Source organism: Clostridium sp. JN-9, from assembly GCF_004103695.1.
Taxonomy (GTDB): domain Bacteria; phylum Bacillota; class Clostridia; order Clostridiales; family Clostridiaceae; genus JN-9.
Window position 1 is genome coordinate 355874 of sequence record NZ_CP035280.1, and the last position, 18571, is coordinate 374444.

General features: G+C 30.2%; 18 protein-coding genes. 13 read left to right on the top strand and 5 right to left on the bottom strand.

Features of this window, described 5'->3' with window-relative positions; genetic code table 11:
- Positions 1-19 precede the first annotated feature (19 nt).
- A complete protein-coding gene (locus EQM05_RS01755; protein ID WP_128748367.1) occupies positions 20-1294 on the bottom strand; it encodes an IS110 family transposase in 1275 nt (424 codons plus the stop codon).
- A 679-nt stretch (positions 1295-1973) separates the two neighbouring features.
- Here EQM05_RS01755 and EQM05_RS01760 point away from each other — a divergent pair.
- The 4 genes from EQM05_RS01760 to EQM05_RS01775 all read left to right on the top strand — a co-directional run bounded on the left by EQM05_RS01760 (position 1974) and on the right by EQM05_RS01775 (position 5484).
- Entirely contained in the window at positions 1974-2738 is a 765-nt protein-coding gene (locus tag EQM05_RS01760) for an ABC transporter permease (RefSeq protein WP_128748369.1), read from the top strand.
- A gap of 492 nt (positions 2739-3230) precedes the next feature.
- On the top strand, positions 3231-3857 hold the full coding sequence (locus EQM05_RS01765; RefSeq protein WP_128748371.1) for an ApaLI family restriction endonuclease: 627 nt from the start codon (positions 3231-3233) through the stop codon (positions 3855-3857).
- 10 nt (positions 3858-3867) lie between these two features.
- Positions 3868-5061: a site-specific DNA-methyltransferase gene (locus EQM05_RS01770; protein ID WP_128748373.1), complete on the top strand. Its 1194-nt coding sequence runs from the start codon at positions 3868-3870 to the stop codon at positions 5059-5061.
- Between the two features lie 168 nt (positions 5062-5229).
- Positions 5230-5484, top strand: coding sequence for a hypothetical protein (locus tag EQM05_RS01775; protein ID WP_128748375.1), 255 nt, complete (start codon positions 5230-5232; stop codon positions 5482-5484).
- Between the two features lie 186 nt (positions 5485-5670).
- Here EQM05_RS01775 and EQM05_RS01780 read toward each other — a convergent pair whose 3' ends face one another.
- Entirely contained in the window at positions 5671-7143 is a 1473-nt protein-coding gene (locus tag EQM05_RS01780) for an IS66 family transposase (protein WP_128748030.1), read from the bottom strand.
- A gap of 584 nt (positions 7144-7727) precedes the next feature.
- Here EQM05_RS01780 and EQM05_RS01785 point away from each other — a divergent pair.
- From EQM05_RS01785 to EQM05_RS01795, 3 genes are all read left to right on the top strand, one after another.
- On the top strand, positions 7728-7982 hold the full coding sequence (locus EQM05_RS01785; RefSeq protein WP_128748377.1) for a hypothetical protein: 255 nt from the start codon (positions 7728-7730) through the stop codon (positions 7980-7982).
- A complete protein-coding gene (locus EQM05_RS01790; protein WP_128748379.1) occupies positions 7960-8616 on the top strand; it encodes a hypothetical protein in 657 nt (218 codons plus the stop codon). Before EQM05_RS01785 ends, EQM05_RS01790 begins: the two co-directional genes overlap by 23 nt.
- A 218-nt stretch (positions 8617-8834) precedes the next feature.
- Positions 8835-9704, top strand: coding sequence for a DegV family protein (locus EQM05_RS01795; RefSeq protein WP_128748381.1), 870 nt, complete (start codon positions 8835-8837; stop codon positions 9702-9704).
- Positions 9705-9777: 73 nt separating this feature from the next.
- Here EQM05_RS01795 and EQM05_RS01800 read toward each other — a convergent pair whose 3' ends face one another.
- Complete coding sequence (locus EQM05_RS01800; protein WP_164917163.1) at positions 9778-10365, bottom strand: ferritin-like domain-containing protein; 588 nt, start codon at positions 10363-10365, stop codon at positions 9778-9780.
- Positions 10366-11135: 770 nt separating this feature from the next.
- Positions 11136-11237: a putative holin-like toxin gene (locus tag EQM05_RS01805; protein ID WP_128748385.1), complete on the bottom strand. Its 102-nt coding sequence runs from the start codon at positions 11235-11237 to the stop codon at positions 11136-11138.
- A gap of 591 nt (positions 11238-11828) precedes the next feature.
- On the opposite strand from EQM05_RS01805, the gene EQM05_RS01810 reads away from it, so the two are divergent.
- Complete coding sequence (locus tag EQM05_RS01810; protein ID WP_128748387.1) at positions 11829-12530, top strand: ABC transporter ATP-binding protein; 702 nt, start codon at positions 11829-11831, stop codon at positions 12528-12530.
- Positions 12531-12534: 4 nt separating this feature from the next.
- Complete coding sequence (locus EQM05_RS01815) at positions 12535-14901, top strand: ABC transporter permease (protein ID WP_128748389.1); 2367 nt, start codon at positions 12535-12537, stop codon at positions 14899-14901.
- A 208-nt stretch (positions 14902-15109) separates the two neighbouring features.
- On the opposite strand, the gene EQM05_RS01820 is transcribed toward EQM05_RS01815, so the two are convergent.
- Positions 15110-15889, bottom strand: coding sequence for a hypothetical protein (locus EQM05_RS01820; RefSeq protein ID WP_128748391.1), 780 nt, complete (start codon positions 15887-15889; stop codon positions 15110-15112).
- A 129-nt stretch (positions 15890-16018) separates the two neighbouring features.
- On the opposite strand from EQM05_RS01820, the gene EQM05_RS15625 reads away from it, so the two are divergent.
- Genes EQM05_RS15625 through EQM05_RS01835 form a run of 4 tightly spaced genes read left to right on the top strand, consistent with a single transcriptional unit; the run spans position 16019 to position 18463 of the window.
- Positions 16019-16180 carry a hypothetical protein gene (locus EQM05_RS15625; protein WP_164917164.1) on the top strand — a complete coding sequence of 54 codons (162 nt, stop codon included), beginning with the start codon at positions 16019-16021 and terminating at the stop codon, positions 16178-16180.
- Between the two features lie 27 nt (positions 16181-16207).
- Entirely contained in the window at positions 16208-16729 is a 522-nt protein-coding gene (locus EQM05_RS01825; protein WP_128748393.1) for a GNAT family N-acetyltransferase, read from the top strand.
- A gap of 47 nt (positions 16730-16776) precedes the next feature.
- The gene (locus EQM05_RS01830) at positions 16777-17448 is read left to right on the top strand and encodes a response regulator transcription factor (RefSeq protein ID WP_128748395.1); all 672 of its coding nucleotides are present in this window, start codon (positions 16777-16779) and stop codon (positions 17446-17448) included.
- A 1-nt stretch (position 17449) separates the two neighbouring features.
- A complete protein-coding gene (locus EQM05_RS01835) occupies positions 17450-18463 on the top strand; it encodes a sensor histidine kinase (protein WP_128748397.1) in 1014 nt (337 codons plus the stop codon).
- Positions 18464-18571 lie beyond the last annotated feature (108 nt).

Below are 18571 nucleotides of genomic sequence, written 5' to 3' on the forward strand. Positions count from 1 at the left end.
GTTCGTGTGTCTTATATAATTAATCTACTCTATTTGAAGAGTAGAGTTGATTTTTAGCCAGCAATCCAAAAATCAAACGGATTAATTTACGAGAAGTTAGCGCGAGTGCTCGTTTATGCTGATGTGTAGTCACTTCAGCAAATTTCTTCTGGTAGAAAGCTTGATATTCAGGAACGTGTCTTATGACACTACCAGCGGCTTCTATCAGATAATAACGTAAATAACGGTTACCTGCTTTGTTCATTGGCGTATTTTCAGCCTTGAAATCACCAGATTGATTTTCTTTCCATACGATGCCAGCATATTTAGCAATAGCATCATTATTAGGGAATGCATGCACACTGCCTAATTCGGCAAGAATACCACTGGAATAAACAGGGCCAAAACCAGGGATTGACATGAGAATTTGATATTCCACAGGATTCATTCCCATAACCGCTTTCTCAATGGCTTTATTAATAGTACTCAGTTCTTTTTCAAAAGCCTGAATACAGTTAAAAGAGCATGCAATTGAAGTCGTTAATGGCTCATACAAACATTTATCAAGGCGATATGAATTACGAGCAGCTTGTTGAAGAATTTTAGCAGTCATCTGTGGATCAGAAATTCTCTTTCGACTCTTTGTATTGATGAATTCAACAAGTTCTTCTATGGAAGCATTTGCAATGTCTTCAGAAGATAAAAAATCCGTCAGGATAGAGGAAGCAGTGGCACCATATTTATTAGAAAAAGGATGTTCTTCACCATCTAACAAAGCAAATTCGCTAAACTTGAGAAATACATTTGATAGCATATATGTCTTCTCCCTGGTTAAGCATTCAACTATATGAAGCCTGTGTCTTGTAAGCCTTTGTAGGGCAAGGTATTGAGAACCACGCCAAGGCTCAGTATGAATCCTGCCGACTCTTGCAAAATCAGCAATAACAAAAGAGTCAATGCCATCATTTTTGTTAAGAGCATTAAAGGAATCTTTGTAGTTAGCAACTTCCTTAGGATTCAAACAGTAGACGTAGGGTTTATATGGCACAAGTTTTTCACTTGCAGATAAAAAATTAGCTATATGCACGCCATAAAATGAAGTAGACTCAAGACCAATAATAGTAACCTTAAATATATTATTTTCTAGTATCTTGACGAGCATGGATTCTAGTTGTTCTGCACCAGATTGTGTATTAGGAACAGGTTTCATTTTAATAAAAAATTCCTGTTCAAAGTTAATTGCAGAGACAACATTTTGTCTCGCACCAATATCGATACCAACAAATAGAGTTGATAAGTAATCTACTTTCTTCATGAAATCACCACCTTTCGAAAGTAATGAGGAAATTAGAAAAGGAATTATCCTAATCCAGAGTACTGACTGCAACCTCGCGTAATCAGCATTCAACCAAGCGAAATACCTTGCTGGTGGCTACGAATGGAGATGCAACATTTGTGTAAGCAGAATTTGATACTCTGGTCAGGCTGCAAGCTTTCTAGGCAATAACAATATGTTTTGCAGGAGAATACAGCAGTAACCTTCGCTAAAGTCCGTTAGGACTATTTTAGCATTAGGAAATTCCTTTATAAATAGTTAATGTAAGTTGTATAGATAGGAATGTAAAATAGATAGCAATAATGAATTGGGGGAATCCCCACAGAAAAACATAGATACTTTCTTATCTATACTAAAATATAAAAATAAATAAGTTTATAGCAGTCATTTAACTGACTATAAACTTATTATACGAGGAGAATACAGCAGTAACCTTCGCTAAAGTCCGTTAGGACTATTTTAGCATTAGGAAATTCCTTTATAAATAGTTAATGTAAGTTGTATAGATAGGAATGTAAAATAGATAGCAATAATGAATTGGGGGAATCCCCACAGAAAAACATAGATACTTTCTTATCTATACTAAAATATAAAAATAAATAAGTTTATAGCAGTCATTTAACTGACTATAAACTTATTATACGAGGAGAATAAATAAATGGAATCTACAAATAAATATTTTTTCAAAGATATGAGTGTTATGTTTGGACGTTCTATGCGTCATATTTTCAGAAGTATGGATACAATTATTACAGTTTGTCTCACACCAATTGCGATGATGTTATTATTCGTTTATGTATTTGGTGGTGCAATAAAAACAGGTACTGAAAATTATATTAATTATATACTACCAGGTATAATGTTAATGGCTATTGGCAGTGGGATTTCATATGTATCTTACCGTATATTTATAGATAAAGAGCGTGGTATCTTTGAACGCTTTCACTCTATGCCCATCGCGCGTTCCACGGTATTATGGGGATATGTATTAACCTCATTAATTTCAAATGGAATTTCTGTAATAGTGATTATACTTGTTGCATTATTAATGGGTTTCCGTTCATCAGCAGGAATCTTAGCGTGGCTTGCTGTATTTGGAGTTCTTGGGATATTTACACTTACTTTAACTTGGATTGCAGTAATTGCTGGACTTGCTGCTAAAACACCAGATGGTGCAGTGGCATTCGCTTACCCAATCATCTTTTTACCATTTATCAGTTCTGCCTTTGTACCAACAGATACCATGCCCTCAACAGTACGTGTTTTTGCAGAAAATCAACCTGTAACACCTATAGTAGAGACTATTCGCAATTTATTATCAAATAAGCCGGTGGGAAATGAGATATGGATTGCCCTCGCTTGGTGTATAGCAATAATGGTTATTGCTTATATCATTGCAATGATGATTGATAAAAAATTATAACTTGTCCTTATACTAAGTACAGTTACTCACCTATAGGGGTAAATTATGAACTCCATATGTTCCCACTTACCGATAGTGTCAAAATGTCGTGGATATGTTTCCGACAACCTACAATTCAAAAGACATTCGTTTTGTCCTCTCGAGCCAGCCAGTATTAGAGATATATCAATAAAGGGGTGTGCAATTTTTAGCAGAAATCATATACAATTTAGCGATATTAAAAGATATATTCCTATTGAAATCATCGCTAAATTGTATCAATATCATAGTTATTAGACAAAAAACCCTCGACAGGAATGTCGAGGGTTTTTCCCGTTTACAAGAAAGTCTAGAATTACATAAGGTGAACCGTACCACAAATAGCGAAGCTTTTTAAAGTACTATATGATGAATCATAGTACAAGTATCGCAGATTATTTATTATTAAGTTGTCATTCTAATATGATATAATATATGAGACTTTAATGTTTATATCATATGGGGGTGCACAATATGGAACTTTACGAAAAAATAAAAATCTTATCAGATAAATATTCATTTGATTTATTACAGCAAATTAATAGTAGAATAAATGAAATGAAAGAAGATGATAATTCACATTATATGCTGTATAACGTCTTAGGAATATCAAATGAGCAGGGAAATCAAATTGACTTATATCAGAATATAGGAAGATTTTTGTACAAGTATGCAGGGTCATTTTTAGAGGAAGCTACAATTGCTTGTTTTAAACACAAATATCCGCAAGCACAAGCAAAAGTTAAAATAGATAATACTTTTTCTAGTAATCCTAAAACTGTGGAAATTGATTGCTTAGTTAACAATGTAGCCTTTGAAATAAAATGGAGAGATGCAACTACTGACGGAGATCATATTACTAAGGAACATAATCGAGTAAAAGTTATTAAAAATAAAGGGTACATGCCTGTTAGGATAATGTTTTTTGAACCAAATAGGAAGCAAGCTGTTAAAATTCAAGAAAGATTAAAATATTTATATGAAAATGAGATAGGTGGGAGATACTATTCAGGAGAAGATGCTTGGAAGTATATTAAGGATGTTACTGGAATAGACTTGAAAGCCATATTAGCTGATATTGTGGCTAAAAAACAGAGGTGATAATAATATTATGAGTGTTTTGCTTGGAGATTGTCTCGAAAAAATGAGAGAAATAGACGATGAAAGTGTTGATTTAGTTTATTTAGACCCACCGTTTTTTACACAAAAAGAGCAGACTTTAAAATCGAGAGATAATTCAAAGCAATATTCATTTGATGATACATGGAATTCCATAGATGAATATAGAGCCTATATGGAAGAAAGATTAAGAGAATGCTTTAGGGTATTAAAAAGAACAGGAAGTATATTTCTTCACTGTGATAAATCAGCATCTCATCATTTAAGGATGGCATTAGATAATGTATTTGGGTATAATAATTTTCAAAGTGAAATAATATGGAATTATAAAAGATGGTCAAATTCTAAAAAGGGTTTATTGAATAATCATCAAACTTTATATTTTTATAGTAAAACACAAGACTTTAAATTCAATACAATATACACAGATTATTCTTTAACAACTAATGTTGACCAAATATTACAAGATAGAGTACGGAATGAGCATGGTAAATCAGAATATAAGAAGGATAAAGATGGAAAGGCAATACTTGGCAAGGCAAAACAGGGGGTTCCATTATCAGATGTATGGGAAATACCATTTCTAAATCCTAAAGCGGCAGAGAGAGTTGGGTATCCTACCCAAAAACCTATATTATTACTTGAGAGAATTATTAACATTTGCACTGATGAAAATGATGTTGTTTTAGACCCATTTGTAGGGTCAGGAACTACACTAGTAGCAGCTAAGTTATTGAATAGGCGATTTATTGGGATTGATATTTCGCCAGATGCAGTAGAATTATCGTCTGCTAGGCTGGATAGGCCTATTAAAACTAATTCTTATTTATTAGAAAAGGGAAAATCAAGCTATAAAAATTTAACTGATGAAGAACTCAATATTTTAAGAAGTATAGATGCTGTACCAGTGCAAAGAAATAAAGGGATTGATGGATTCTTAAAAGAATATTATAATAATAAGCCTATTTCTATTAGAATACAAAAGAAAAACGAATCTTTGAATGAGGCAAAACGTAATTTGATTAATGCTAGTAAAAGGAAACAATGTTCACTAATGATATTAATAAAAACTGAATTAAATGATTTATATGGGGAGCGTTTAATTAGGGATGAAAGTGACAATACCACTCTTTTAATAATGGATAGCTATAATACTAAAATAAGAAATTGGATTAAAAATAGATAAGAATGCAGTTATTTTAATTTTGAGTAAAAGTCATAGTATGGGTTATAATCCTGCTATGACTTTTATACCGTCTACATTTTGTATGTATATTTAACTAAGCTTAGTACAAAATATAAGAGAACTGGCGTTCTAAAATTACCTATATAAGTTATACGAGGAGTGAAGATTATGGTAACAATACAATTTACTAGATTTGCGAATTTAAATTCTACTGGTGATGATAATGATATATCTTATGGTTATAGAATATATAATGAAGAAAAAAGCGAGTATAATAATTCATTTATAATCTTAGAAGAATTAAATTTCTATATTAATAAAGATACAATAAAGACTTTTTTACAAGAATACCATCCTTATTTTTATGAAATGATTTCTATTGATGGTGAATTACAATTTAATGGAGATACTGTTGCTACGTGAGTGTTAGACTAAATAAGTAAGTTTTAAATTTTTACATTTAGTGATAAATTGTAACTATTCAGTTACCCTAAAAAGTATATAAAAAAGCACCTTACTTTCAAATTCTTATGCATCTGACAGTAAGGTGTTAATATTAATTTTAGGTTCACCAAAAAGAGGTACTTCGTTCCTTTTTAAGCGGAGCTTTTACGTCAAAGTTGGATCAAATTGATTCACTGTAAATGTTGATTTTATGCAATCCAAGGCATTTTTGCCTTGTTTTCTTACAGTAGATACATATCCACGGATTCTAGTAAAAGCGTTAGCTCCAGCAGAACTTCTAAAGGTGCCTGAAATCTTTTGCTTAACTTTAGCCATACGTAAATCACGTTCTGCTAAGTTATTATCAAAAGGTATATCAAAGTCATACATGAAAGCAAGTATTTGTTCCTTATAGCCATTTAATCTATTGAGTAAATTAAGACTGGCACTTTTCTTTACCTTCTTTTTAGAATATAATTCAATGTTTTTAGCATAGTCTTCGTCAATGCCAGCTTTAAGTATTTTATCATACTTAGATTCAAAATCCTGAATTTTATCTAAAGGTAAAGCATTTTGTTTGTTATTAGCTAAATCTACTTCTTTTTTTATATCTAACAATAGATTTTTCATTGGCTTTGCCCAGTTTTGACCTTGTAATTCAGTTATACCATTAAGTTCTCTTAATATATGAGCATTACATAGAGCATGATTGCAGTTAGTATACTTAAAATAAGTTTTAAAACCATCATGGACTGCCGTCCCAGTAAAGTTTGGAAGTATTGTAATATCATCAATAGCCTTTTTACCACGCTTTTCATGGCATTCATAATATGTAAGATTTTTATTAGAAGCAACATGAAGCCACTGGCGTTTTTTATCTATATAAATACCAGTTTCATCAAAATGAACTGCTCCTGTAGATGAGGTAAGGCTATTTCTAATCCTATTTGTTATAGCTTGTAAATTATCATGACAGTCTTGATTGAAGGTTACCATACTACCTTGACTTAAATGATGGTTAAATAAATCCTCAATGAGTTCAACAGCACGTTTATACGGAATCAACTGATATTGAGTTAAGTAAACAGCTATCGCTTTTAGGCGTTCTCCATATTGAACTGTATTCTTTATTTCTTCTGGGAAAGCAGCTGTATTTTTACTTTTACAATGAGGACATATTTTAACTTCTGCTCTATGCTCTACAATTTTAACTTTTACATCTGGTATATCTATAATTTGACGAACAATATATCTTTCAGGAGGTACATCCTTTAGGGATGCTCCGCATTCAGTACAGAATTCAACATTGTGAATTTCAATTTCATCAGGAGTATCATGTAAACACAATGTTGTTCCCTCATGACCCCTTTGACCGCCAGGTTTTTTACCTGATTTTGTTCTTAAACTTTTAGTCTTCTTTTTAAAGCCATCTGACGATGGAGGTTTACTGCTATTACTACTGTTTTTGTTGACTTGGCTTTCTAATGATTTTACACGCTCGTTTAGAGCCTTATTCTCTTTAGAAAGTGTTTCTACTTGAGATTGTAGTTCTTTAATTTGATTTGATAATTCTTTAATAACACCTATAACCTGAGATACACCTTGATTGTAAATCTCGATGATTTGGCCTTCACTCACGATGTGTCACCACCTTATCATTAGTTTTTGCAAGACAGGCTTTATGATACCAAAAAATAATGATAAATGGAAGGCTTTTTTTCAATAAATTAATAATAACAGTAAATTTAAATTATTTTAATAGCTGAATAGTTACGATAAATTATGTTCATGGCGGAGTGGGCTGAATGGTTTCTCCAAGCAGATTTTTTAAGGCATTTGGGATATCCTCTACAGACTAGATGCCATACTCATAAAGTAATGCAGGGATTATATCTTTCTTTTTTCCTTCACTCATTGGTTCTCTTCTTTTTTCCATAATAAAACAAGCTCCAGTGATATTTTTATATTATCACAAAAGTTATATTTCTAAAATATTTTATGCAGCGGTTGCTGATTTTAGTCATACTTTGTACTATATTTAAATTAGGTCACATTTATTTATAGTTAAGTCACTATTTTTGCAATACACAAGTGTAATTTAATTTTTACCTTCGCGGGTGAATTATGTTAATGTAGAGACTTTATTAAAAGATATATATAATTAAGATGGAAAGACATTAATAAAGCATATATTAATAATTTGGAAGGGGGATGATTTAATAATGGATAAAGCATTAATAATTAGAGAGGCTTGTTCTTTAATACTTAATGAATCAAAACAAAAAGCTATTAAATTTATAAATAATAATTATAAATTTACACAAGAAACTGTTCAAAAAAGGGCATATACAGATAAGATAAAAATGCAAGTATTCCTTAGAGATGGATTCATTGATAGATATACAGGAGATAAATTGTTAATCCCAGGAATTTTAATTGAAGTGATGATTTTGTATGAGCAAAGAATACTGGATTAAAGGAAAGCCTGCTACATTTGCAACAAGCAGAGAAAAGCCTTGGAAAGAAGAAATTATAAATACATTAGGAAATAAAAAAAACAATTTTGAAGCTATTGAATTTGAGTTTATTTTTAATGATGATAATTTTAAAAAGTATGAATTTGATATAGATAATTTGTGTGAACCTGTTTTTGCAGTTCTTACAACTACATTAGGTTGGTTTTATGGGAAAAGAATAAATATAAAGTATTGGAAAGCAAAAAAGCGAATTGGAGATATTGAAGGGCTTTACATTAGGGAAATAGATAAGAATACTGTTTCGCTTCCGAATACAATACCAATTTTTGACGCTATATTTAAAGGTAAATTTCCGAATAAGGCAACAGATGAAGCTATTCCGAAATGGATTAAAGAAATTAGTGAATTTAAAAAGGCTAATAACAAATGTACAATTCATTTGCAATTTGGTAGTAAAAATTTAAGTATTGCAACAATTTCCAATGGAAAAGTAAAACCGATAATTGATTGCTTATATCCAATCATTGGAGGAAATGCAGGTGCTCCAGAAGATGAAAAAGTTGAAACTATAATTGTTGAAAAGCAAATTGAAAATTTAGAAGATAACATGGTAAAAGTTACAATTTGGGAATAATAGTTATTCTTACTCTTGTGCCTTCAAACTTTTATTTTACAAAGAATAGGGTTTGATGGTAAACTACGATTTAAATGTTATGTGCAAGAAAAAACCTTTGCATTCATATAAATTTTGCAAAGCTTTTCATTTTTATAGCTTTACCAAAGCTTGCAGGAAATTAAAAAGAGAGTAAAATTTAATTATTAGGTTAAATTTTTAGGAAGGTGAATTTTTACATGACAAAAATAATAGTTGATAGTACTTGTGATTTACCCGAAGAAATTTTGGATAAGTACAACATAGAATTCTTACCGCTAAGAATTTTAATTAAAGGTGTAGAATATCTAGATAAAAAGACAATAAAAATAGAACAGGTTTACTCTGCAATGAAAGAAGGTATTGTACCAAGAACATCTCAACCAAGACCTGCTGATATATATAATTTATTTACTGAATATTGTAACAAGGGAATGGATTTTATATATCTTTCTTTCTCATCAGCTTTATCTGGTACATATGAAGTTGCTAATGGTATTGCCATAGAATTTAAGAAAAAATTTAAAAAAGTAAAGATTGCAGTAATTGATTCAAAAGCCGGATCAACAGCCACTGGTTTAATAGCCCTGCAGGCTGCAAAACTAGCTGAGGCTGGCTATGACTTTAATATTATAACTAATGAAATATCAGAACTAGTTAAGCATGTAGAACATATATTTACTATTCCAAATTTAAACTGGCTTATTAAAGGTGGACGAATAAGTAAAACTAAAGGGCTTATAGGCAGTATTCTTGATATTAAGCCAATTTTAGATGTTAAGGATGGAGAAATGGAAGTCATTCAAAAAATCAGAGGCAGGAAAAAGGCTCTTAATACAGTTGTTGATATTTTAGAAAAAAGAATTGAAAAGTTTCCTGATCAGGTTATTGGAATCAGCCATGCAGATGATATTGAAACTGCAAATGAACTTATGGAAATCATAAATAAGCGAATGGGAAAACATAATTTTATTGTTAATAAAATTGGGAGTGTATTAGGGAGCCATATAGGAATTGGCGGTGTAGGCGTGTTCTTCTTTAATGATAAAAACAAGCTATACATTGATTAAGCAAATAAGCCGCGGAGACGTTTCTCGCGGCTTATTTTTAGCAACAAAATTTGCTCAACAGGGGTGAACTTTGTTATAGATATTTTTCAATCAGGTTTTTAAAAATCTTAATATGAGTTTGTTCATCAGATATTATTTTTATTATAATTTTTTCTATATATTTATCCTGGATGGTTTTTAATAATCTATTATAGCCATTGATAGCATTTCTCTCGCCATCGATATCTGCTTCCAGTTTATCTCTTGAATTTTCTTTATCGCCTTCAGCATAAGAGTGTTCTTTTTCATAGATGATGTTTTTATCAATGTAGGCTATGTTACCTGTCATCCAAAAGTTTTTATTTGAGTTTTCGTAAAATGGCTTGCCTCCAAGCATTGTGATTAATTCACTAAGAGCATCCAGATGGCGCATTTCGATTAATGCAATACACATCAATGCTTTTGATATGGTGTTATTACTTATGGTTTTACTGTGGTATATATATTGAGTAATAGCCTGTATTTCACTATCTGCACTACTGGCAAAAGCATTTAATAATAAAGTTGCATAATACGGATTTTTACTTTCAACTTTTATTGGCGGGAAAGGCATAGCGGATTGGCATGGTAATGTTTCTGAAAATTTATCGATTTTTTCTTCGATATCTTGGAATTTATCCATGTTCTCTAAAAATCTCCTTTTTATAATGTTATACATTTAATAAATTCTATGTTATAAACTCAAAGTATATGTATTATATAGAAAGTAATAAATATCGATTAAATCGATTAAATAATGGTCAATTGAAAAAGTAAATTCCAGTTTGAAAAAGTAACTTCAACCTATAAAAGGGATTAAAAAGTATTGCATAAGAAAAGAGGTTTATTTTGCCTAATATCTGGAACAAAAATGCAATAATTAACTATTAAATAGACAGGATAACATAAATTTTGGTATACAAAACAAAGGTGAGAAATAATCCATCTATTTTGTAAAAGTAATTTCCACCTCAGTATTTTCTTAACCATCTAGTCAACATTATAACTGTAATTGATCATATTATCAAGGATGCTTCGCACCGCATAGCGGCTCCGTCCTTGACAATCTGTCCAATTACAAATTAGGAGTAGTTAAGATGGTTAAGGATAGTTATGTGAATGAACTTTGCACAACTAAAATCCACCCATTAATTTGAAAAACTAACTTCCACATTGAAATTCTCATGGGTGGAATTTACTATTTCAATTAATATCGATTAAATAATTTAATAAAAGAAATTTTATATGTTTATTTTTTATAAAAATTTGATATAATATAAATAAGAGTGCAGAAAATAAAAATAGGGTGCTATCAACACCCTATAGTATACAATTCTAGTTGCATAGGCAACTGACATCACTATAATTTAATATGATTAAAAAATAGTAGCATCCAATTGCGAGTGGGGGCTACTATTTTTTGTGCATTTTATCAATAAGTAACACTATAAATGTTAGTAGTGCTAATAAAAATAATCCTGCCTGAAATAGTAACATCAAAATATCGTTACTCATATGTATCACCTCCCTTCAAAAGGGATGAGTGATACCAGTAGCCCACATTTAACTATAAAATTGTACTTTAGAATTATACCATATTTATGTAGAATATATACAGAAGAATAAAATGGAAAAACCTCATTTTGAGTAGTTATGGTGAACCGAACCATAAGTGACGTAGACTTTTTTGAAAAGTGCATGGTAAAATATAAATAAGTTAAAAAGATGAATTGAGTAGACATCTTTTAAAGAATTGTTTGAAACAGGGCACAGTAGCAATGAATTAGATGAATGCTATAATCCTGGCCACTTAATGACAAGAACTAAGTGCAAGGAATATCGCCTTAGCTGTTTTGCTTATTTGAATTTATTAATGACAACCCTGGGCTTGAGTTAAGTTCCTTAGAAAACTATCTATATTTTACTTTATTTATCTAATATTCAGGAAGTTGCCGTTAATAGATGGTTTGAATTATTAAAAGATACTGAAATTTGTCCTATAGATATCCATACTCCATTGTGGTTATGGAGCAGGGGTAAATTTTCTATTAATTTAATTTATTAAGGTAGTAAAGTAATATACAATAAGGAAAGGGTGAGGGGAATTTGTCTATAATACTTAAAAACGTAAATAAAATATATAAAACAGGGGACATAGAAACTTATGCGCTAAAAAATATATCACTGGAAATAAAACAAGGTGAATTCTTAGTTATACTAGGACCCAGCGGAAGCGGTAAAAGTACCCTTTTAAATGTAATAAGCGGACTTGATAATCCTACATCAGGAGAAATCAGCTATAATGATGAGATAATAAGCAACTATGATTCGAAAAAATTAACTAAATTCAGAAGAGATAATTTAGGATTTACCTTTCAGCAATATAATCTGCTTCAGAATTTAACTGTAAGAGAAAATATTGAGATAGGTGCGGCCATAGGAAAAAATCCATTTAGCATAGATGAAATAATACAAAAGGTAGGTATAGAATCTGAAAAAGATAAGTATCCATATCAATTATCTGGAGGACAGCAGCAAAGAGTATCTATTGCAAGGAGTATTGCCAAAAATCCTAATATATTGTTTTGTGATGAACCAACAGGGGCGTTAGATGAAGCAACTGGCAAACAAGTATTAGATGTGCTCCAAAAAATGAATAAGGAATTTAAAACTACCACAGTAGTTATAACCCACAATCCTAATATTGCTCTTATGGCAGATAGAGTAATGAAAATGAACTCAGGCAGAATAGAAGAAATAGTAAAAAATGAGTTCAAGAAAAATGCATTTGAGATAAATTGGGGTTAGTCATATGTTATCAAAAAGTACATTAAAAACATTTAAAAATAAAATAGTCCAGCTATCTGCCATTGGAATTATAATTTTTTTAAGTTCCTTTATATTTACCACAATGTTTTATGCTATAAGTTCTTTAGAAGGACCTGCAGAGAAATTTTTTATTAACAACCATCAAGAAGACTTTTCTGTAGATATGATAAATGGATTAACACAAAAGGAACTTGAATATGCCATTTCAAATTATCATATAAAACCAGGAATTTATACTTTAACTAATATTAAAAAAGAGAATAAGGATTTATTTTATGCAATTTCACATAACAGAGAAAAATTGTTTAAAGAAAAATATAAGGGTTACAACCTTGAATTAAGGGAATATAAAGATATAAGTATAAATAATAGTAATCATAAAATAAAGATTATAAAAGAATCTAAAAATATAAACATACCTATGATTGAGGAAGGTGAAAAACCTTCAACAAATAATGAAATGGCAATAACAAAAATATATGCAAAAAAGAACAATATAAAACTAAATGATGAATTAAAAATAAAAGGAAAATCTTATAAAGTAGTTGGATATGTATTGTTTCCAGATTACAATCTGCCTATGTTTAGCTCAACCTTCATAATTGATAATGGTATGCAGACCATAGGATTAGTTACAGATGAAGAATATGAGAATATAAAGGGTGAAGAAGGATTCCATTTTGCTGGTAAATCTAAAGGAAAGTTTGATGAAAAAAGTTTTGAAAAAACTGTAATAAATGATATTAAAAATCAAAAGGATTTAGATTATATAACTAATATAACCAGTACTAAAAATCAAATAAGAAGCGGGGCTGTATATGAAGAAATAAGAGGGGGAAAGGCTATGAGCCTAGGCCTTAGCTTTATGATTTCATCTATAGCAATTATGATAGTTGCAATAATAATATACAAACTTATAAGAAGCGAAAGCGGCCAGATAGGCGTATTAAAAGCTTTGGGTTATTCAAATACTGAAATAGCTGTTCCATATTTAACCCTTATACTGGCAATATCACTTCCAATGCTTATTGCTGGATATGCAGCAGGAAAATTTTCATCAGTATATGTGAGAGATTTATATTTAGAGTTTTATCTTTTACCATCAACAAATATAGAGACTAATTTAATGGTATTTTTAACAGCTATATTGCTGCCATTAATATTTTTTATTGGACTGTCAATGCTGATAGTTAGAAAGATGTTATCAAAAAAGGCTGTAGATTTACTGCGGGCAGGAGAAAAGGAAAAAGTAAGTAAACTAAATAAATTTGCTTCAAAGATGATGAAAAATGCAAAAGCTGTAACTAAATTTAAATACACTTTTATACTTAACGATACAGGAAAGTTTTTTGTATTTTTTATTGGTATTGCTTTTGTTTCCATACTAATAATGTTTACACTTATGACAAATGGCTTATTTAACAGGATGATAACTGATTATTATAATAATGTAAACTACAAATATGAAGCTTCTGTGGATATAACCAAGCCCATTCCAACTTTAAAAAATGGAGAAGAAAAGTTTTTATTATATCCTAATGGAAAATATAAGGATGACACCATAACATTAAAAGGCATTGAATATAATAACAAACTTCATAAACTTTATAATGATAAAAATAAAGATATTACAGCAAAGCTAAAAGAAGGAGTTATTATAAACAAAAGCTTTAATATGAAGTATAATAAGAAAATTGGAGACAATATAGAAGTAAAAATAGGCGATAAAGAATATAATCTGACTATTGCAGGTATATGTGAGGAATATAGTGATTATAAAATATATATGAATTTAAATGAACTAAGCAAAATGGTAACATCTAATAAATCAGATGAGTTTTTTAATGGGGTCTATTCTAAGGAGAATTTAGATGAAGATAAGTATTTAACTGTAACTAATAAATCAGATATTTTAAAGCAGGCACAGCTTATGCAGAACTTTACAAAGTATTCTATATATATATTAGTAATAGTGGCAATGGTTATAGCTATAATAGTTCTCTATATTCTCACCACTATAACAGTAGAAGAAAAATACTATGACGTATCCCTGCTTAAGGTAATGGGGTACAGTGACAGAGAAGTTAACTCTATGATACTAAATAGTTATTTTCTATATTCTATATTATCATTTTTAGTAAGTGTTCCTATAGCTGTAGGCATAATGAATACCTTGGAGAAATATCTAATAGAGCATTTTAATATGGTTCTGCCTCTTAAGTTTGAGATATGGCAGGTATTTGCCGGGATTGCAATTGTAGCAGTTATATTCTTTATAGGAACATTAAATGCTAAAAGAAAAATAAGCCGGGTACCGCTTCAGGAAATATTAAAACAATATAGAGAGTAGTGGGTGCAAAACTATAAAAGTAAGCTTTTCATATACTTTAAAAATTACACTAAGACTTTCTACCAATACTGTCCACCACTTTTCGCAAATAAAAAAACTCTAGTTAATGTAACTAGAGTTTTTAAGGTAACGGGCTATTTAATTTTTCATATTGCGTCAATTAACAACATTTTTGGGTTATAACTCACCACTGATTTGTTCATTTGCATTATGCTGGTGGATATGTGTATTCCTGTTGAAATGTACCATTGGGAACATAAAATGTATGCCTGAAAGGTACATCATAGAATAATTTATATATTCCAAAAAGATCTATGTGAATTGTTCCAGCACCAGAAATAACATAACTACTAGAAGTATGACTTTCTAAAGAACAGGCATTTTGAGTATAAGATTTAATGCTAGGATCTCCTCCATTTCCTTGAGAAGACCAACAATAAAATAGTTTATAAAATGCGTAAGCTGGATCTCCATATTGATCTGCATATTCAGTATGACAATAATTAGAATATACGTTTACACTATATGAAACTTTTCTGGTTTCTCCATTTACTGATACAGTTTGGGTTCCTTCATATATTGCTCCATCTTGTCTTACAACATATAAAGTACCTATAGAATTAGGTTGTACAACATTTTGAGTATTTTGAATTTCTATATTTGCTGTTTTGGGATCTTTTAATTTAGACTTATAATTATTAAATTCTTTTTGCCATTCAGTTGCTGCTTTTAGTTCAAAAATTGCATTTTTTATTTCATCTGTGGTACAGGATTCTACTGACTTAATAGTAGCATTCTTTTCAATTCTAACCCCATTTTTTTTGGCATCATTTAAAGCTTGATTTAAAGTTGTTATCAGTGCACTTTTGTTATTATTTGGAGAACTCTCTGCCGCAATTGCTGGTGTTGTCGTTAATGCCATTACTAAAAACGCTAAGGTCATTGCCATTAATTTTATTCCTTTCTTAATATTGAAATGATTAATCATACGTTAGCCTCCTTTTAATTTATATTTTAAACAAATTATACCACAATTTGGGAAAGGAGTAAACATTTGAAGGAAAATATGGTAAAATATATTTATATTATTTAAACATAAGCCTGGGGGGGGTAGAAAATGTTGGATTTTATTTATGTAATTGCAGTTATTTTAAAATACGCTATTATAATAGCCATAATATTATTTGTAATATTTGTAGTAAAAAGGTTAAATTCTATAGAAAGGAAGGTAGAAGGATTAGAAAATTTAATTAATAAAGAAAATAAACCTGATAATTAATTTAAATATAGAGAGTAGGGGGTTAACGTGAAATTTAGAAAATCAGTTAAAACAGATATTAACAACATAATGAATATTATCAGCCAGGCACAAGATTACTTTAAAGAACATGGAATTAATCAATGGCAGGATAATTACCCTAATTCTGAAATAATAAGTAATGATATTGATAATAATTATAGTTATGTATTGTTAAATGAAGATAATATTGTTGCTACCGCAGCAGTTTCCTTTGATGGAGAAAAAACATATGATTTTATTTATGAAGGGCAATGGATTAGTAATAATGAATATGCAGTTATTCATAGAATTGCCGTTGACAATAATTTTAAGGGAATGGGATTATCCACGCAGATTATCAAAAATGTACAGGAGCTTTGTTTGGAAAAAGGTGTGTACAGCATCAAAGTTGATACCCATAAAGAAAATCTATCTATGCAAAGAATGCTTAATAAAAACAAATTTCAGTATTGCGGAATAATTTATTTAGAAGATGGGAGTAAAAGAATAGCTTTTGAAAAAACTCTTCCAATGAAAAGCCAATTATGATATATTAAAAGATAAAATATTAAAAAGAAATTGTATTGGAGTGTAATATGTATAAAATTCTCATTGTTGAAGATGATATGGTAATTGCAGAATCAATGAAAAAAAGTTTATGCCAGTGGAATTATGAAACTGAATATATAAAGGATTTCAAGGACGTTACAGCACAATTTATTAAGTTTGACCCACACCTTGTACTTTTGGATATATCTTTACCATTTTTCAATGGTTATCATTGGTGCAGCGAGATTAGAAAAATATCAAGTGTACCTATAATTTTTATTTCCTCTATGTCTGATAATATGAATGTTATTATGGCAGTAAATATGGGTGGAGATGACTTTATTGCAAAGCCTTTCGATTTAAATATTCTTGTGGCAAAGGTTCAGGCCCTTCTGAGAAGAACTTATTCTTTTGGAGGGAAAATGGATATAATAGAGCATAAGGGTATAGTTTTAAACCTTAGCAGTGCAGTGCTGGAATATGAAAATAAAAAAATTGAGCTTTCCAAAAATGAATTTAAGATTCTTCAGATTTTATTTGAGAACATTGGCAAAGCCATATCACGAGATGATATTATGACCAGGCTTTGGGAAAGTGACAGCTATATAGATGATAACACTTTAACTGTTAATGTTACCCGCCTTAGAAAAAAACTTGCAGATGAAGGCATTTATGATTTGGTTAAAACAAAAAAGGGCATAGGGTATATGGTGGAATAATATGAAAGAAAAATCTTTTTTACGGATTGTATTATGGTATATTAAAGATCACAAGAAAACTATAATAATGGATGGTGTTTTCATTTTTATATTTCTTATGATTTTTTCTTTGTATTCTTTACCCCTTGAATCAATAGTATATGCATTTTTATTATCAGGATGTGTTGGAACTGTGCTCATATCTTATGATTTTATTAAGTACTATAAAAAGCATAAAGAGTTATGCCTTTTTAGGAAGCAGATCAGCGCTGGCATAGATAAAATGCAATCAGCTGACAGTTTGATTGAGGCTGACTATCAGATTATTTTAAAGGCGCTTTATGAGCAAAGTACGGAACTTATTTCAAATATAGATATTAAGCACACAGAAATGATAGATTATTATACACTTTGGGCACATCAAATTAAAACTCCAATTGCTGCAATGAGATTACTTCTGCAGACAAATCATAGTGAGCACAATAAGGAGTTATTAACACAAACCTTTAAAATAGAGGAATATGTTGAAATGGCGCTGGGCTATTTAAAAATAGATGGTGCATCATCAGATTTACTTTTCCAAAATTACAGCTTATTAGATATAGTAAGGCAGAGCATTAGAAAATATGCTTACATATTTATTAAAAAAAATATAGTGCTTCAGCTTAAAGAAACGGATTGTACTGTATTAACAGATGAAAAATGGATGGTATTTGTCATCGAACAGATATTATCTAATGCTCTAAAGTATACAAGCAGTGGTAAAATATCAATATATATGGAGGATACTGAAGAAAAGATACTGGTAATTAAGGATACAGGAATAGGAATTTCAGAAGAGGATTTGCCAAGAGTATTTGAAAAAGGTTTTACAGGATATAACGGAAGAATGGATAAAAAGGCAACTGGAATTGGTCTTTATCTTTGTAAAAAGATATTAGACAAGCTTTCTCATAAAATAACCATTGAGTCCAGTATTAATGTTGGCACAACAGTAAAAATTCACTTTTCTTCTATAAATACTATAATTGAATAAACCTTACACAAATGTAAGGTTAAAAGAAGAAATGTAAGGCAAAGTTATGGCTTGGCATTTCTTTTTTTATTACAATTACAATATAGTAAGCTGATGAGGAGGAAAGAA